Origin of the sequence: Methylomonas sp. MS20, from assembly GCF_050275925.1 — a bacterium.
GTDB classification, from domain to species: Bacteria; Pseudomonadota; Gammaproteobacteria; order Methylococcales; family Methylomonadaceae; genus Methylomonas; species Methylomonas koyamae_A.
In genome coordinates this window covers 2,685,786-2,703,886 of sequence record NZ_CP189962.1, presented here as the reverse complement: position 1 = coordinate 2,703,886, position 18,101 = coordinate 2,685,786, and the positions used below count along the sequence as shown (strand labels likewise).

The following is an 18,101-nucleotide window of genomic DNA, read 5'->3' as shown; positions in this document are numbered from 1 at the left end:
TAGCCGAGCTGGCGGCGACGCGGCCGCGTAGCGTGCCGCCGGTTAGTCGAGGTCCGCGGTTTCCAGGAGTTTCAAAATGCCCGGATAGTCGAAATTCACCGCCAATGCGGCCAGCCGCTCCGCCAGCGCGGCGTGTCCGACGCCGATTTGACTTATCGCCGCCGCTATTTGGGCAGCGTCCAGGCTCTCCAGTGCCTGCCGCAGCGATAGGCGCAACGGCGCCGGCAAGTCGGCCAGCGAGTCCTCGATCGGAGCGTTGGCGGGAGGTTCAACCATATTCGATAAACGGTCGTCAACGAAATCGACACCCAAATGCCTGGCCAAGCAATCGTAAATTTCCTGGAAGCGATAAGGCTTGGGAATGAAGTCGTCCATGCCGGCGTCGAGCATTTCCTGCTGTTCTTCCCGGAAGGCGGAAGCGGTAACGGCGATAATCTTGATCCGGTTGCCGCCTGGTAGGCGGCGGATTTGCCGGGTCGCCTCGACGCCGTCCAGCACCGGCATCCGTCTATCCATCCAAATCAGATCGGGTTGCCAGTCCCGACAGAGATCCAAACACTGTTGGCCGTTGCCCGCAATTCGGGTTTCCAGGCCAAGACGGTTCATCAATTGCCGGAGTAGAATCTGGTTTTCGATTTGGTCGTCGGCGATCAAGATTCGATAAGTCGGTTGGCCAGGCGCCAGGCGGATCGCCGACCCCGATCTGGGGGTAATGCTTACCGGAAATGCCTCATCCGCCACTAGTTCGACCGGCACGTCGACGGAAAATAGCGAGCCCTTGCCGGGCGTGCTGGTCACCGAGATTCGGCCTCCCATCAATTCGACGAATTGTCGGGTAATGGCCAAGCCAAGTCCGGTGCCTTTTTGATCGCCGTTATCCGCCAACTGCACGAACGGTTCGAACAAGCGTTGTTGATCCTCCGGGGCAATGCCGGGTCCGGTGTCTTCGACCGTCATCAGCAAGTGCTGGCGGTGGTTTTCCAGCGTCGCCAGCCTTACCGTCACACCGCCTGCTGGGGTGAACTTCAGCGCGTTGCCGATCAGATTCACCAATATCTGGCGGAGCCGAGCTTGGTCGGCCTTGATGAAACGGGGAAACTCGGAAGATTGATCCACGCCGAGCCGTAAACCTTTGGCTGACGCCCGTGCTTGCATCATGTCGGTCACGTCTCTGACCAGGCCGCCGAGGTCGAACGGCGCGACCGTCAATTTAAGTTGACCAGCCTCGATCTTGGCGATTTCCAGCACATCGTTGATCAAATCCAGCAGGTGCTCGCCGCTACGATTAATGATGTCCAGACTTTCCAACTGGCTTTCGCTCAGTTCGGGATCGTCGCGCAACATGCTGGAAAAGCCCAAAATCGCGCTCAAGGGCGTACGCAGTTCGTGGCTCATATTGGCGAGAAACGCGCTCTTGGCTTTGTTGGCCGATTCGGCCGCGTCGCGGGCGCGCGCCAATTCCTCGGTGCGTAGCGCCAGTTGTCGCCTATCCTCGCGAAATTGCGCCACGGCCTGGGCCATCTCATCGATTTCGTCGAGGTCGGATCGCGGCGTACTCCCGGTCGCGTTGTCGGGATTGTCTTCGCGTAATTGGCGACTAATGTGTTGCAGACGCGCCAGCACGTGCCGGCCGACGAAAACTTGGGCGATCATCCAGGCCAGCAGCAAGCTGCCGGCCAGCAGGATTTCCACCCAATGTTCCTTGTCGCGGGCGGTTTGCCACAGCTCCCTCACGCTGTTCCGGTAGGCTTCGGTGTATTGATCGTTCAAGGTCCGGGCGGCGTCTACCATCGCGGTGGCCTGGCGGCGGAGCTCCTCGTCGAATTCCTGTTCCACGCGATGGCGGGCGGCGCTGTCGGCTGCGTCTTGGGGCGCCAGGGATTCGCGCACGGCGCTTTCCCGCAACTGCGCGACGACATTCGCGGTATTGCGAAACAATTGACTGGCTTGCCGCAAATCCAGCAACGCGGCGTCTTCGCCGCCGGCGGCCAGTTTGTCCACCAACACATCGAAGATTTCCATGCGCTTGGCAATATCGGCGTAACTCGCCCGCATTGGGGCGAGTGCGCCGGTCCTTGCCAATTGGTAGGAGGCGCGTTCGATCTGCAAGGTCTGGTCGACCATCTGTTGCGCTTGCCGCAGGCTTTCCAAGCGTTCCTCCGCCAGCCAGGCGACGGTGTTCGCCGAGCCGCGCAAGGCATGGACCGCGGTCAGGCCGCCGGCCAGAATTAAGGCCGCCAGCGCGGCCAATGTGAACAGAAATTGCCGGCGTAGCGTACGGGGCAGATAACGGCGTGACAGGCTCATGTCGGTTTCAAGGTTTCCAAATGTGCCGGAAAATTTCCCGGTAACCATTGTTCGGATCATACAGCAGGTCGGGCGCGCCTTCCGACGCGATATTCGCGGCCGTGACCAGATGTACCGGAACCACGTAGCCGGTGACCGCTTGGCCGGACAGTAGCCGGTTCAATTCGTCGATTAGCTGCCAGCCTTGCAGATTCAGCGGCTCGGCGGCGGTGGCGGTTTGAAAGGCGCCGGCGCGGATACGCAGAAAGGCGGCGGGGCTGCCGTCGCCGGCCGACAGCAAGGCGATACTGGCACTGGACCGACCGGATTGGGTGAGTTCCGGCACCGCGTAGTCGAAATAAATATCGTTGATCGCCAATAGGTGAGTCAGGCCGGTGCCGTGGCGCGCCAACCATTCGCGGGTGATTTTCGGCATCGTTTCGGCCGCCGTGGAAATCGCGATGTCCCGGATTTCCAGCAACTTGCATTCCGCGCAACGTCGCACAACGATGGCCATTGCTTCGGCCTTGGCTAGGGCAATGTCGAAGTTGCTGTCGGTGACGATCACCACACCGGCGCCGCGCGCGTCCGAAACGGCGGCTGCGGCGGTCACGCGGGCAACTTCCAGCGGGTCGCTGGACACGTTTATCGCGATAGGGCCTTTATCCAGCGCGCCGGCCTTGAGATCGACGTGCCAGCCGACCACCGGGATACCGCGCTCGGCGAATGGCGCCAGTCCGGCGCCGATAGCGCGGGCGTCGGTGCCGACCACGATCACGCCGTCCGGCTGCTGCGCGTTGGCGGCGGTCAAGGCCCGGTCGCGTCCGGCCGGGTTGCCGCCCGCGTCGAATATTTTCGTTTGCCAGCCGATTTCGCCCGCCGCCTCGCGGATGCCCCGGGTGACGCCGAGTACCCCGCCATTGCGCAAGTCTTCGCAGACGATCGCCACCCGCGCCCCGATGCGCGCCGGCGGGCCGTTCCGGGCGCCGCCCCATGCGGTGTCGAACGACGAGGCGTTCGATGCTGATTCCGCTTCAGTCGTTGCAGGCTTGTCGTCGGCTATTGACGGCGTGCAGGGCAGGCAGGCGCAGGTCAGCCCCAAAACCCAGGCACCGACCCATCGTAAGCTTGGCGCAAACATTGTTAAATATCCTCCGTCTGGGCGTTGCCCATTTCGGGTTAATACTGAAATCGCCGCCGCCGGCCGGTCGCGGCGGACTAGGGTCGGCGTTGGCTTCAGCGGTCCTGGTGGCGACGGTTTAGCGTTATGGGGTACCTGTCCGCTTTGCGACAACTTGGACTCGGCTGCAATTGTAGCCTTTGCGCCATCGCGCCGCAGCGGTGATGGCGCGACGCGCCGGTTTGAGCATCGCGGCGATCCGACACATTTATCGGTCACGGGTTGTTTCAATACCGGAATGTTAGGGAAAGCCACTCGGCTAGCTGTTTGGCGCCCGGATTAAGGCCGTGCAGCGATCCAGCGCGGTCAATATCGTCGGATACTCGAAATAGTCGGCGCATCGGCTCAGAGTTTGCGCCAAGTCGGGAGCAACTTCGGCGATTTCGCCGATCGCGGCGGCGATGCGCGCGGCATCCAGGCTTTCCACGGCCGCGCGCAGATTGAATCTTAGCGGTGCCGGCAGCGCCGCCAAGCGTTCGAGGTCGGGTTCGTTGTCGATTGGCGTGTTTCGCGGTGGCGCGCCGAGGTAAACGTATTTCACCCCCAATTGCCTGGCTAGGCAGTCGTAAATTTCCTCGAACCGGTAGGGCTTGCGGATGAAGTCGTCCATGCCGGCGTCCAGCATTTCCCGCTGTTGTTCCTTGAAGGCCGAGGCGGTCACGGCCACGATTTTCACTTTATCGCCGCCCGGTAAGCGGCGGATGCGTAGCGTCGCCTCGATACCGTCCATTTCCGGCATGCGTCTATCCATCCAGATCAAATCCGGCTGCCAGGTTTCGAATAGCTCGACGCCTTGCTTGCCGTTTTCGGCTATTTTGACCGGCAAATCCAGGGTGTGCATCAAGCGACTGAGCAAGGACTGGTTTTCCGGTTGGTCTTCGACGATTAGGATGCGGTAGCGCGGCTGCCCTGGCTCTAAGCCGACGATCGGTCCGAGCTTGTCGGCGTGTTGGCTGGGTATGTCGACGGTATCCGACAACTCGACCGGTAATTCGATCCGAAATAGCGAACCTTTGCCGGGTTGGCTGTCGACCTCGATCCGGCCGTGCAGCATTTCGACGAATTGGCGGGTGATCGCCAAGCCGAGGCCCGTGCCGCTCTGCGGCAAGCGGCTGTCGGCGAGCTGGACGAAGGGTTCGAATAGGCGCTGGCGATCTTGCGGCGCGATGCCGGCCCCGGAGTCTTCCACCTCGATGATCAGATGGTGGCGGGCGTTTTCCTTAACCCCTAGCCTCACCGTGACGCCGCCTTGTTCGGTGAATTTGATGGCGTTATTGATCAAGTTGATCAGGATTTGCCGCAAGCGCGATTCGTCGCTCTTGATGTAACGCGGAAATTCCGACGATTGATCCAGCGTCAGGCGCAGACCTTTTTCCTCGGCGCGAACTTGCATCAGTTCGGTCACATCGCGAACCAAGCCGCCTAAATCGAACGGGGCTATTTCGACTTGCAAGTGGCCTGCCTCGATTTTGGCCATTTCCAACACATCGTTGATCAAGTTCAATAAATGCGCGCCGCTGCGGTTGATGATGTCCAGGTTATCCCGTTGATTGTCGGTCAATTGCGCGTCGGTACGCATCAGTCCGGAAAAGCCCAGGATCGCGTTGAGCGGCGTGCGCAGCTCGTGGCTCATATTCGCCAGAAACACGCTTTTGGCTTTATTCGCGGCTTCGGCGGCATCGCGGGCTTCCAACAACTCGGCGGTGCGTTGCAGAACCGTGTCTTCGAGATGGTCTTTATAGCGCCGCAGTTCTTCCTCGTTACGCTTACGCTCGCTAATGTCGGTGACCATTGCCAACGAACCTTGGAATACGCCGTCGTCGTCGAAAATTGGGGCCGCCGACACTTGCGCCCAAATGAACTGGCCCCGCCGCGTCAGGAAACGCCGCTCGTAGTTCTCGGTGATACCGGCGCGCCGGCGGCGAAGTTTTTCTAAGTGATCGTCGGCGTCTTCGGCCGGCATGAAATCGCTCATCGGCCGGCCGTTCAGTTCTTCGGCCCGGTAACCGACCAGTTCCGCCATCCGGCCGTTGACGAAGTTGGTCAGGCCGTCCGGGCCCACCACCCAGATGCCTTCGGTGGCGGTATCGACAATGCGCCGGTATTTGGCTTCGCTTTCGCGCATGGCCTGTTCGGCCAGTTTGCGTTCGTGTATGTCCATCCGCGTGCCGAGCACACGGGTGACCTTGCCGTGACTATCTCGGCGTATTCCGAAACCGCGCACTTGCTGCCAACGGTATTGACCGTCGGCATGACGGAGGCGGGCTTCGTATTGATATTCCAGGAAGCCGTCGATCAGCACGCTTTCGATTTTACCGAGGACTCGGGCGCGATCGTCGGGGTGTAGCCGCGCTATCCATTCCTGGCGATCGCCGGGACCGGTCTCGGGCTGATAACCCAGCATCGTGAAATAGGCGGGCGAAGCGTACCAGAGGTCGTTCTCGATATCCCAATCCCAAATGCCGATTTGAGTCGCTTCCAGCGTCAGCCTCAGGCGCTCTTCGGAATCGTGCAATTTGGATTCGATCTGTTGACGTTCCGACCTGGCCCGCAGCACGCTGATCCCGAACGCCAAATCGTTGGCCAATTCGCCTAACAGACGTATTTCGGCCGAGGTGATACTGCCCACCCGATCGGCATAAATCAACACGATCCCGAAGACGACATTACCGGTGTCCTTCAGCGGCAACGCGATGCAGGACCGGTAATCGCGACGCAAACACGCTTGCCGCCAAGTCGCCATCAGCGGATCGCCGGCAATGTCCTCTATATACACCACTTGTCCGGAGCGAACGGCTAGACCGCAAGGCCCTTGTCCTCGTTCGTTATCGCCCCAGGACAATTTGGCGTTGCGCAAATAGCCAAGTTCAGCACCGGCCCAAGCCACCGGTTGGACTGTTTGCTCGGCGTCGCGCATCAAAAACCCGACCCAAGCCATTCGGTAACCGGCCTGTTCGCAGACGATCCGGCACACTTCGTCGAGCAGGGTTTGTTCGGTGTCCGCGCGCAGCAAGATTTGATTGCAACTGCCGATTGCTTGCAGCTCCCGATTCAAGCGCCGCAATTCATCTTCGTTACGCTGGCGTTCGCTGATGTCGCGGCAGATCGCCAAATTGTAGGCCTGGCCGGCGTATTCGACGAAATTGGCGGTAATTTCGACCGGGATGGTTCGGCCGTCCTTGGTCAGATGGCTGGTCTCGAAACGAATTTGGCGTTCGTTGCGCAATCGCGGCCAAAATTCGGTCAGTCTGGTCGGCGACCAGTCCGGATCGATGTCGAATACCGTGACGTGGCCTAGCATCTCTTCGCGGCTGTAACCCAGCACGCTGGTGGCGCTTTGGTTGACGTACAAAAAGTCGGCGGCGTTTTCGGCCATCAAGAACACGGTTTCGCCGACTTGATCCATCGCGTCGTTCAGTAGTTGCAGTTGCTGGCGGAGGGTTTTTTGCTCGGAAATATCGGTGCGCAGATAGAGAAAGTTGCCGACCTTGAATTCGCTGTCGAAGATCGGCGAGGCAATGATCTGTTCCCAACGCAATTCGCCGTTTTTGTGGCGGTTGCGCAGTTCGGCCTGCCAAAGCCGGCCGGCCTTGACCGTCTTCAAACTATCGGCGAATTCGGCTTCGGTCATCTCGGAGGCGATCAGTTCGCGGTGGCTTTTGCCGTAGATTTCGCCGAATCGATAGCCGGTGATGCGGGTGTAGGCGGCGTTGGTGTAGACGGCTGTGCCGCCGCGCTCGGTGATTAGAATGCCGACCGGATTTTGGTCGGCGGCTTGGGCCAAGCGATTGATCTCATGTTCGAATAAGCGTCGATCGGTGATGTCGCGGTTAGACACCCGGTGACCGATGTAACGGCCGTCGCGGCTGAACGCCGCTTGGCAACAGTGCGAAATCCAGCGGATTTCTCCGTCCCGGCGCACGATGCGGAAATCCAGCTCGGCCGGTCTGGCGTGTCCGGCGTCGTGGCGATGCAGGTGATAGTTATCGCGGTCATCGGCATGCACGACGTCGTGCAATCGATCCGGATTCTCGAGGAAGTGTTCCGGCGGGTAGCCGGTAATCCGTTTGCAAGAGGGCGACATATAGTTCAACGTGCCGTTCTCGCTGAGCCAATATTCCCAGTCGTAGGGATAATCGGCAACGATATGGAATTTTTCTTCTTCGGCGGCCAGACGTTCGATGATGCGTTGTTGTTGGCGCCATGCCCGGATGATTAACCAGGCACCGATCCAGGAAATTGCGATGAACAAAAACAACAAGCCGGCGATTTGCCAGACTTGCTTGCGCCATTCCGCCAAATAATCGATCTCGGCGAGGCCGACGCTGACGTAGAGTGGATAGACGTCGACTCGTCGAAACGACACGATCCGGGCCGTCCCGTCGAAACTGTGCGGACTGTAAAAAGTGCCTTGCCTGGAATCCTTGGCAAGTTGGTGTTTAAATTCCTTGGAAATGTCTTGCTGACCGATCAGGCTGGCAATGTCGCCGGAAAACGGCAAGCGTGCAATCAAGCGTAACTCGGCGTCGCGCAAATTGATCGCGCCGTGTGGGCCGACATCGACCCGGCCCAGCATCTTGCCAAAATTGTCCAGCGAAATATTGGCGAAGACCACGCCGGCAAAATCGCCGTTCGGCAACCGCAAACGGCGCGCGAAATTGATCACCCAGGTCCGGTTGATCCGCGACATGACCGGTTGATTGATAAACAGACCCAACTCGGGGCGATCGCGCAGCTCGGTGAAATATCGGCGATCGGCCATGCTCGGAGGCGATTGCTTGGGGACGTCGGTGCCAAACACCACCGTGCCGCGCGCGTCGGTGGCCCGCAGTCCGATGACCCATGGCAGCTTGGTCTGCAGCCACGCCATGTGCGCCGACAAGGCCGCCGAATCTGGATGGCCGGTGGCAAGCTGCTGTTCTATCCGCTCGGCCGCCAATTGCAAACCCAAATCGACTTGGTCGATCGTGCTTTCGATCGTTTGGGCGATGACGCTGGCCAGGTTATCGGTGGCCACTTCGGCGCGCTGCCGATAGGCGGTATAGCCGTGGCGCAAGGCTAGGGCGGTCACCGAAACGGCGAGGATATCGATCAGGATGATGCCCCAGATCAAACGGATAAATAGGCTGCGGGTTACGCTCATTATTATTAGGATAGTGTTGCCCCGGTCCACGCCAGCCGGGGCCATTCGCGGGCGGATTCGCGTCGAGTCGCCGAGGCCTTTGCCTTGGACCGGTTTTACCACAAATAAGGGAACGGCGTGTATCGTTCGATCCCATTTAGCCGGCGCTCTGGCGCCGGCGAGCGAGCGACTTTGCACTACACTTTCAAGCACCGTTGCCGATCACTTGGGGTCACGATGTCCTTTCGCAGTCTTTGTGTCTATTGCGGTTCCAGTCCGGGCCGCTTACCGGTCTATACCGCCTCGGCCAACGCGCTGGCCGAGGCGATGGTGCGGCGGGGCATTCGCTTGATTTACGGTGGCGCCGGCATCGGCATCATGGGAGCGGTGGCGGATCGGGTCCTGGCGCTGGGCGGCGAAGCGGTCGGCGTGATTCCCAAGGCACTGGCTCATAAGGAAGTCGCGCACGCCGGCTTGACTGAGCTTTACGTGACCGCGTCGATGCATGAACGCAAGACCCGGATGGCGGAATTGGCCGACGGCTTTGTCGCGTTACCGGGCGGTATCGGTACCTTGGAGGAATTGTTCGAAATCTGGACCTGGGCGCAATTGGGTTTTCACCGCAAACCTTGCGGTTTATTGAACGTTGCCGGTTATTACGACGGTCTGCTCGGGTTTCTGGATCATGTTCGCGCCGAACAATTCGTCAAGCCCGAGCAACGCGAGTTGTTGATGGTCGCCGGCGATCCCGAAACGCTGTTGACGCGCTATGCCGCGTATCAAGCCCCACCGACCAAGCAGTGGCTGGCGAATGACGAGACCTGACGCGCTTATTGCCGGTGGGAGGACGTATGCGGATAAGTAGGTTTTTAACGCCGGTCTTGAGCCTGATCGCCGTCGCGGCATCCGCCGCGCCGCCGGTTAAATGTCTGGTTGACGGTAAAATGTTGTATACCGACGACGCGGCGCGTTGCCGGAATGCCGACAAACTGCCGATAGCCGGGAATGTGATTATCGCGCCGAAAGCCAAGGCGGCTGCTCCGACATTACCGGGCTTGCCCGGTTTGGAGACACCCGGTATGTTGGATTCGATATTGGAACGCTTCGGTTTGACCCGGCAAGATGTTGCCGATGGCTGGAAAACCGTCATGGATGCCCGCGAGCGCGGAAGCTGGCAAGCACCAGCCGTTCCCGAGGAGGATCGTTAGTCCCGAGCGGAGCTCGGTTTCGCCGTCTTAATCGTTTCATAATCCCGCCTTAATTTTGCTTTAAGCCCCCGTCTTTAGAATTTTCCGCAACTGAATAATTATCCAAAGAGGGAGTGCAATGTTCAGATTAACAAGCTTAGCAATATTGGGTATCGCGTTTTCGTCGACCGTCAGCGCCGACGACGGTTGGGGTGAGCATCACCACCGCCATCACCACCATCATTATCAGCGCGACTATTTTCCGGCGTATCCGGTGGAACGAGTATATGTGCCGGCGCCTGTCGTGCAATATGTACCGGCGCCTCCGGTTTATTACGCTCCGCCACCTCCACCGGTGCGCTACGGATATTACGATCAACGCAACCCATCCGGCTTGGTCGGCGGCATGGTCGGCAGTGCGTTGGGATACGGAATGGGCGGCGGCGATCCGCTGGCCGCCGGGATTGGCGCGGCGGCGGGTTCCTGGCTGGGCAATGGGATGAACAGATGATGACATTACGTTCGTTTTCGTGCTTGATCATCGTCGCGCTCGGCGCGTCCGGCTGCGCTACCCAAACCGGATGGACCCCGACCGTCGATACCTATAACGACCGGAACAGCTATCGTCTGAATCAAGACATGCAGGAATGCCGGCAACTTGCCGAACAAGCCTCTGGCGGTACCGCCAAGGAAGCCGCGATCGGCGCTGGCGTCGGTGGATTAATCGGCGCCGCGGGCGGCGCGGCCTTGGGTGCGATTATCGGAAATCCGGGTACCGGAGCGGCGATAGGCGCGGCGGCGGGCGGTATCGGCGGCGGCGCCAAGCAAGGCATCCAATCCGAAGACCGCTTCAAAAATGCTTACAACAGTTGTTTGCGGCAGCGCGGACACACTGTTGTCAACTAACCAACGTTGCCAGTTTACGCATTCTGTTTGGTCCGGAAGTGTTGAGTTTCCGCGAATCGCCATTGACTAAATTAGTATGCTCAAACATCGTGTAGCTGGCGTCGAAGCTCTCGACAATTATTCTTCGCGCCTGCAATCCCGCGCAGACATCGGTTTAAGGATTGGCCGCGCGGGATTTCACCGTGCGAATCTCGCTAGGTCTATAACCAAGCGGCTAACTCGGCCCGGCCTGATGTTGCGACGCTGCGTATTGGCCTTAACGGTACTGGCGTTCGCCGGTTGTTCGCTATTGCCCGATTTGGACGAAAGCGATGATAGCGCGAACAGGCCGGCCGGTAGTGGTGCCCGCTACAACCGGCCCTATCGGGTTAAGGGTAAAACCTATGTACCGTTGCAAAGCGCGGTGGGTTATAAGGAACAGGGCAGGGCGTCCTGGTACGGCGCTGAATCCGGCCCGCGGACCGCGAGCGGGATACGCTTCGATCCGCGCGGCTTGATGGCCGCGCACAAGACCTTGCCGATACCCTGCAAGGTTAGAGTTACTAATCTGCGTAACGGTCGCCAGGTTGACGTGGTGATCACCGATCGGGGGCCGTTTGCGGAAGATCGTTTGATCGATTTGTCCAAGGCGGCGGCCGAGCGAATCGGCATGCGCGGTACCGCTGAGGTCACTATCGAGTATTTGGGCGGATAGGCTCGGCGTTGGTGTATCGTTTTGGGCCAGCGCGCTACCGCATGCTCCGCAAAATCGTCCAGAGAAACGCTAGTCTTCCGAGACTTTGAAACGCTTCGGTAGCGACTCCCTAGTAATAAACGCCAACTCGGCACTCCTAGTTTCCGCTCAGTCGATCCGTAAGCTCGCGGCAGCGGCGGACCTTTAATAACCGGGGGAACGGCGTCGGCGGTCGCGGCCGGCACAGAACCTTACCGACACCACAAGCAAATCCTGCCCCGCTGTGAATTAGTTCATTGCGTCGGGCCGGCAAAACGTTCGAAATCTCCAGGCATTCAACGACCGTTACCGGAGAATTCGTTTGCCTACCCGTTTCTCTCGCACCACCCGCTCCCTGGCGCGCGATTCCGCGCGGCATGCCATTCTCGTCTGGTCGCTGGCAGGCGTTTTGCTGGTGGCTTGGCTGTTTTGGTTTTGCATGGCGCGGTTGACAATTTACGAGATCAGCTCGCAAGCCCGTCTTGAGGTCAATCGCTCGGTACATCCGATCGCTGCACCGGTCGCCGGCAAAATCGTCTCGATCGACTTTTCGTTAGGTCAGCAAGTCGAGGCCGGTCAGGTGTTGGCAACATTGGACACGGTCAGTGAAACCTTGCGTTTGCAAGAAGAACAGGCGAGATTGACGGCCTTGCCGCCGCAAATAGAGGCGTTGCATAAGCAAATCGCTGCATTGGAGCAGTCCAGGCTGGACGACCAGCAAGCGGCGTTGGCGGCTATCGACAGCGCTCGCTCCCGGCAGCGCGAGGCCAACGCGGCGGTGTCGTTCGCCAAGGATTACGAGCGGCGCTTGAGCGAGTTGAAGGGAGCCGGCAAGGGCGCTTTGATCGATACACTCCGGGCCGGCACCGAAGTGCAAAAACTCAGTTCCGCCCGCTCCGCGCTGTCCGCCGACATTCAACGCCTGCAAATGGATGCGCAAACCCATTCCCACCAAAAACTGGCCGAAATCGAAGAGTTAAAACAGGATGCCGCTAAATTGAGCGGCGAACAGGCAACCTGCCGCATCACGATAGACCGCTTACGCGAAGAGATCGAAAAACATCGGATCCGCGCGCCGGCCGCCGGGCAAATCGGCGATATCGCGCCGTTGCAAGTCGGCGGCTATGTGGCGATCGGCGACAAGCTGGGTTCGGTGGTGCCGCACAGCGAACTGCGTATCGTCGCCGATTTTCCGCCGGCGGCGGTAATCGGGCGAATTAAGCCCGGCCAAGCCGCCACGATGCGGCTGGACGGATTTCCGTGGGCGCAATTCGGTACGCTGGCGGCGAAAGTGAGCACCGTTGCTTCGGAGATTCGCGACAACCGAGTGCGGGTCGAATTCGCGCCCGAGCAGGCGGCGAACTCGGCCATCGTGTTGCAACACGGTCTGCCGGGCTCCATCGAAGTCGTCATCGAACAACTCAGCCCGGCGCTACTGGTATTGCGCAAGGCCGGACAATTGTTTGACGACGGCATTCGCCAACCGCGTTCGTCCGCCGGTGCGCCAGAGTCATGAGCTGGTTCGGCGAGCGGTGTTGGCTGGTGCCAGAGGTGGTGCAAACCTCGGCGATGGATTGCGGGCCGGCGGCACTGAAATCCCTGCTCGAAGGGTTTCGAATTCCGGTCAGTTACGGGCGCTTGCGGGAAGCCTGCCAAACTAATGTGGACGGCACTTCGATCGACATGTTGGAACTGGTCGCCAATCGCTTGGGCCTGCAAGCAGAGCAAGTGATGGTGCCGGTCGATCATGTGTTTTTGTCCGATGCCGCCGTCCTGCCGGCGATGGTCGTGGCGCACCGGGCCGACGGATCGACGCACTTTGTCGTCGTTTGGCGCCGGCACGGCGATTGGCTGCAAGTGATGGACCCGGCGGTGGGCCGGCGCTGGCTGCGTTGCAAGTCATTCGCCGAGGAGATATTGCAGCATAAACTGCCGGTTTCGGCGGACAACTGGCGGGCTTGGGCCGCCTCCGCGGAGTTTGTGAATCCACTCAGACAGCGCCTGGCCGCGCTTGGGGCCGGAAGGGCAGTGGTCGATGCGATCATAGACCAGGCGGAACAAGACCCCGATTGGTTAGGTTTCGCCAAATTGGACGCCGGTTTGCGGTTGGTGTCCACACTGCAATCCGTCGGCGGTATCGGTGCCGGCGCGGTGGCGGTTCGCTTGCTGAGGACCGTGCTCGGCGCGGTTTCCAGCCAGGATTTAAACCGTACCGTTCCGGCGGCGTATTGGTCGGTGGCGCCGTACGATGCGGGGACCGACGAAGCCCTATTGCTGCTGCACGGCGCGGTGTTGTTGCAAATCCGAGGTCGGCAACCCGCGTTGGAAGCCGATCCGCCGGTGCAAGATGCGCTGGAAGCCGAGTTGACAACCGCGCTGAACCAGCGCCCCGTGAATCCGGAACGAACTGTTTTCGACTTGTTGAAAGCCGACGGCTTGTTGTCGCCGCTAGCCTTGCTGGGGGCCTTGAGCGTGGCGGTGGCCGCGGTACTGCTGGAGACCTTGTTGTTCCGGGGCGTGTTCGATATTGCCTGGGAACTGAAAGCTGCCGAACAACGTCTGGGGGCGTTATGTAGCTTATTGGCCTTTGTCACGTTGCTGTTGTCGATCGAAGTGCCGATTGCGATGGAAACACTACGTTATGGCCGGCATCTGGAAATTCAACTGCGTATGGCATTGCTGCGTAAACTGCCGCGTTTACCCGATCGTTATTTTCAAAGTCGGCCGGTGTCCGACATGGCCGAACGCAGCCACGCCATTGCGCTAACCCGACAGATTCCGGGCTTGGCGATTCAATTCATGCAAACCCTGTGCGACTTATGCTTGACGTTGATCGGCATTCTATTGCTGGATCGCGCCGGATTCGCTTGGGCGGCGCTCGCCGCGGGGTTGGCGGTGGCAGTGCCTTTATTTGGTCAAGCCTGGTTAAACGAGCGCGATTTACGGGTGCGCAATCACACCGGCGCAATGATCGGCTTTTATCTCGACGCCTTGCTGGGCTTGGTGCCTATACGCACTCACCGAGCCGAACCGGCGGTGCGCCGCGAACATGAAGGACTGTTGGTGGATTGGGCGCTCGCCTGTCGCGGTTTAATTCGTTCGGCGTTGACGATAGAAGCGGTGCAGGGAGCGGCCAGTTTGAGCGCGATCGGTGTGATGCTGTGCCAACATTTTATTCGGACCGGCAGCGTCACCGGTTCTGACCTGTTGTTGGTATATTGGGCTTTGAAATTGCCGGCGCTGGGTCAAAAATTGACGACGCTGGCGCATCAATATCCGGCCCAGCGCAATAGCCTGTTGCGTTTGCTGGAACCGTTGGCCACGCCGGAAGAAGCGGATGATCCGGAAGTGTCGCCGTCGTTCGATACCCGCGATGCCGTGGTCGGCTCGCGGCCGCGGTCGGCGAGTGAGGTTATTGGCGGCAGCGACAGCGGCGGGGGCAGCCCCTTCGGCTCCGCTCAGGGCGAGCACTTCGGCTCCGCTCAGGGCACGCGCTTCGACTCGGTCCTGGGTTGGCCCTTCGGCTTGGCGGACGGCGCGCTTATTGGTAACGATTCGTGTACGCCTGACGGAGATTTCAGAAACGCTGTTGGCCGGCTAGCGATGCGGCGAAACGGTGCGGCGCGGCGGGCGGCGGGCGCTTCCCGGCCTTCTTCCGCCAGATTCGGGGCCAAACTGCCTGGAACGAGCCAGCGGGGCCCCGATAAAAAGAGGGCGCATCGGCTAGGCGGCTTTACGCGGCCGTCCGCCATCCGCATCAGCGAAGGCCACCTAGTTGCCGCAGGCCACGATATCTTGCTGAACGTCGATTTAAGCATCGCTCCCGGCGAGCATATCGCGATAGTCGGTCCTTCCGGCGCAGGCAAGTCCAGTTTGGTCGGTTTGTTGTTGGGCTGGCACCGCTTGGCGGCGGGCAGGTTGTTGGTCGACGGCAAGCCGTTGAGCGGCAAGTATCTTGCCGCGTTGCGCCGGCAAACCGCCTGGCTGGACCCGGCCGTGCAGCTTTGGAACCGTTCGTTTTTGGAAAACCTCACTTTCGGTGTCCAGCATGGCGGATTCGGCCGGATAGGCGAGGCCATCGACGCGGCGACCTTGCGCCCGGTGTTGCAAAACTTGCCGGCCGGCTTGCAGGCTCACTTGGGCGAAAGCGGCGCATTGTTGTCCGGCGGCGAAGGCCAGCGTGTCCGGCTAGCCAGAGCGTTGATGCAAACCCAGGTGCGGCTGGCCTTGCTGGACGAGCCTTTTCGCGGCATGGACCGCGCTCAGCGTCGTCAACTACTGCTTGAAGCCCGACAATGGTGGCGCGCCGCGACGCTGTTGTGCGTGACGCACGATGTCGAGGAAACCCTGAGTTTCGAGCGGGTGTTGGTCGTCGAAAACGGTGCCATCGTCGAGGACGCCGCGCCAAGGGTCCTGGCCGGCAGAGACAGCCGGTATCGCGAGATGTTGAACAGCGAACGCCGTCTGCGCGATCGGCTTTGGCAAGGCAAGCATTGGCGGCGTTTGGCGATAGCTAACCGGCGCTTGTCGAGCGATCGGGCTGGGAGCTCGGCGTGAGTTCGACAATTGCCGCGCTGAGTTGGCCGCTCGCCCGATTGGGGGAGGGTATCGAACAACTCGCGCGCGGTGCCAACTTACTGACTACCGGCCCTCGGAATCCGCTCACCGCTACTTCACCTCCGCAGCACCGGGCCGAGCTCGGAACTTGGATCGAGTGGGCCGGCGAACGCTTGGGTTTGGAAGCCGAACCGATCGAGACTTTCGTTCCCCAGGTCGCTGAGTGGTTGCGCGACATCGGGCCGGCTATCTTACAAATCGATATTGCCGGGGAAGCGCGCTGCCTGTTTTTATTGCGCTCGCGCTTTGGCGGTCTGCAAATGTTGGGGCCGGATTTACAATGGTCGACGTGCTCGGTTGCCGGTTTGCGCAATGCGTTGTGCGCGGATTTCGAAGCGCCGTTGCAAGCGGAAATCGAAGGCTTGCTGGCCTTGGCCGACGTGCCGGAACGACGGCGGAAGGCTGTAAAGGCATTGCTACTGGACCAGCGCCTGGCAACCCAAAAGATTGAAAACTGCTGGTTGTTGCGTCAGCCGGCGACGGCCAATCTGCGCGGCCAATTGGCCGAATCGGGTTTGCCGAGACGGGCATTGGGCTTGCTGGTCGCGCTAGCGGTGGTCTATGCGCTGGAAATTGCCGGCTGGCGTTTGATTGGCGCAGCGGCGTTGAACGGTCGGCTGGATTTCGGTTGGCTGTCGGCTTGGGGTTTGGCGGTGTTCTCGCTAATTCCGCTGCATTGGATCAGCGGCTGGCTCGACGCCGGCTTTGCATTGGACGTTGGAATCTTGCTGAAGAAGCGCATGCTGGCCGGTGCGTTGCGTTTGGAGCTGGAAGCTGTCAAACAGCAGGGTAGCGGACAATTGCTGGGAAGGGTCATGGAATCGCAGGCCTTGGAGTCCTTGTCGCTGAACGGCGGATTTTCGACGTTGATCGGCCTGGTCGAGTGGCTGTTCGCCGCATGGATCTTGAGCGCCGGCGTCGCACGCTTCGGCCACTTGTTGATGCTGGCCGGCTGGACGGTTTTGGCCTTGTGGCTGACCGGACGCTATCTGCGCCGGCTGAAACACACCACCGTTCAGCGGATGACCATGACCGAGCAGTTGGTCGAGCGCATGGTCGGTCATCGTACCTGTCTGGCCCAGGAATCACCCGAACGCCGCGATGCCGACGATGACAGCCTGCTCAACGACTATTTGCTTAGCGCCAGCGAAACCGACGCCGCGCTAATACCGCTGATCGGCTCGCTGGCAAGGGGCTGGCTGGTGCTGGCCTTGCTGGGTCTGTCGCCGGCTTTCGTCAGCGGCGAAACCGCATCGATCGGTTTGGCGATCAGTTTGGGCGGCATTTTATTGGCCGGCCGGGCTTTCTCGAACGTCGCAACCGGCTTGGCGGTGCTTGCCAGGGCCTTTATTGCCTGGCAACAGGTGGCGGTTTTGTTTCATGCTGCCTATCGAGCGCCGCCCAGCCAGCCGTTTTTGGCGGCCGCCGATTTGCGCGGCGAAGTCGGCATCGCCGGGTCTGGCAAACTGGTAGATGCCAGCGATTTGAGCTATCGGTATAGATCGGGCGGCGAGCCGGTCTTACGCGGTGTCGATCTGACGATTCGGCGCGGCGAACGCTGCTTGCTCGAAGGTCCTTCCGGCGGTGGAAAATCGACGTTGGCGGCCTTGCTGGTCGGATTACGCCAACCGGAGTCCGGATTGTTGCTACTGAACGGCTTGGACCGATATACCTTGGGTGATAACTGGCACAAGCTGGCCGGCGAGGCGCCGCAATTTCACGAGAACCACATCCTGACCGGCACGTTGGCTTTCAACCTACTGATGGGCCGTCATTGGCCGGCCGACAAGCCGGATCTTCTGGAGGCCGAGGAATTGTGTGTCGCGTTGGGGCTGGAACCCTTGTTGCAGCGCATGCCGTCCGGTATTCATCAGCGGGTCGGCGAAACCGGTTGGCAACTTTCCCACGGCGAACGGAGCCGGATTTTCCTGGCGCGCGCGTTGCTGCGGAACACCGCATTGACGGTATTGGACGAGAGTTTCGCGGCACTCGATCCGGAGACGATGGAACAATGCTTGAGTTGCGCGCTCGCCAGAGCCGACACCTTGTTGGTCATCGCTCATCCTTGAGCGCGGCGAGCTCGTGTTTATC

General features: G+C 60.2%; 11 protein-coding genes. 8 read left to right on the top strand and 3 right to left on the bottom strand.

What is annotated here, in order from left to right; translation table 11 throughout:
- Positions 1–42: 42 nt before the first annotated feature.
- The 3 genes from ACQE3D_RS11895 to ACQE3D_RS11885 form a co-directional block, all read right to left on the bottom strand.
- On the bottom strand, positions 43–2,307 hold the full coding sequence (locus ACQE3D_RS11895) for an ATP-binding protein (protein ID WP_313727816.1): 2,265 nt from the start codon (positions 2,305–2,307) through the stop codon (positions 43–45).
- Positions 2,308–2,314: 7 nt separating this feature from the next.
- Positions 2,315–3,427, bottom strand: coding sequence for a substrate-binding domain-containing protein (locus ACQE3D_RS11890; RefSeq protein WP_313727817.1), 1,113 nt, complete (start codon positions 3,425–3,427; stop codon positions 2,315–2,317).
- Positions 3,428–3,725: 298 nt separating this feature from the next.
- Positions 3,726–8,609, bottom strand: a complete 4,884-nt coding sequence (locus ACQE3D_RS11885) for a PAS domain S-box protein (RefSeq protein ID WP_427551747.1) — start codon at positions 8,607–8,609, stop codon at positions 3,726–3,728.
- Positions 8,610–8,825: 216 nt separating this feature from the next.
- Here ACQE3D_RS11885 and ACQE3D_RS11880 point away from each other — a divergent pair, with 216 nt between their 5' ends.
- The 8 genes from ACQE3D_RS11880 (at position 8,826) to ACQE3D_RS11845 (ending at position 18,079) form a co-directional block, all read left to right on the top strand.
- A complete protein-coding gene (locus ACQE3D_RS11880; RefSeq protein WP_168030793.1) occupies positions 8,826–9,413 on the top strand; it encodes a TIGR00730 family Rossman fold protein in 588 nt (195 codons plus the stop codon).
- A 26-nt stretch (positions 9,414–9,439) separates the two neighbouring features.
- Complete coding sequence (locus tag ACQE3D_RS11875) at positions 9,440–9,796, top strand: hypothetical protein (protein ID WP_313727819.1); 357 nt, start codon at positions 9,440–9,442, stop codon at positions 9,794–9,796.
- Between the two features lie 118 nt (positions 9,797–9,914).
- Positions 9,915–10,286 (top strand): hypothetical protein, encoded by a 372-nt coding sequence (locus tag ACQE3D_RS11870; protein ID WP_064027524.1) that lies wholly within the window; start codon positions 9,915–9,917, stop codon positions 10,284–10,286.
- The gene (locus ACQE3D_RS11865) at positions 10,283–10,681 is read left to right on the top strand and encodes a glycine zipper family protein (protein WP_396641977.1); all 399 of its coding nucleotides are present in this window, start codon (positions 10,283–10,285) and stop codon (positions 10,679–10,681) included. The genes ACQE3D_RS11870 and ACQE3D_RS11865 overlap by 4 nt, the downstream gene beginning before the upstream one ends.
- A 232-nt stretch (positions 10,682–10,913) precedes the next feature.
- A complete protein-coding gene (locus tag ACQE3D_RS11860) occupies positions 10,914–11,375 on the top strand; it encodes a septal ring lytic transglycosylase RlpA family protein (protein ID WP_313727820.1) in 462 nt (153 codons plus the stop codon).
- 340 nt (positions 11,376–11,715) lie between these two features.
- A complete protein-coding gene (locus tag ACQE3D_RS11855; protein WP_313727821.1) occupies positions 11,716–12,909 on the top strand; it encodes an HlyD family secretion protein in 1,194 nt (397 codons plus the stop codon).
- The gene (locus tag ACQE3D_RS11850) at positions 12,906–15,950 is read left to right on the top strand and encodes an ATP-binding cassette domain-containing protein (protein WP_313727822.1); all 3,045 of its coding nucleotides are present in this window, start codon (positions 12,906–12,908) and stop codon (positions 15,948–15,950) included. Before ACQE3D_RS11855 ends, ACQE3D_RS11850 begins: the two co-directional genes overlap by 4 nt.
- Positions 15,947–18,079: an ABC transporter ATP-binding protein gene (locus ACQE3D_RS11845; RefSeq protein ID WP_313727823.1), complete on the top strand. Its 2,133-nt coding sequence runs from the start codon at positions 15,947–15,949 to the stop codon at positions 18,077–18,079. Before ACQE3D_RS11850 ends, ACQE3D_RS11845 begins: the two co-directional genes overlap by 4 nt.
- The last annotated feature ends 22 nt before the right edge of the window (positions 18,080–18,101 follow it).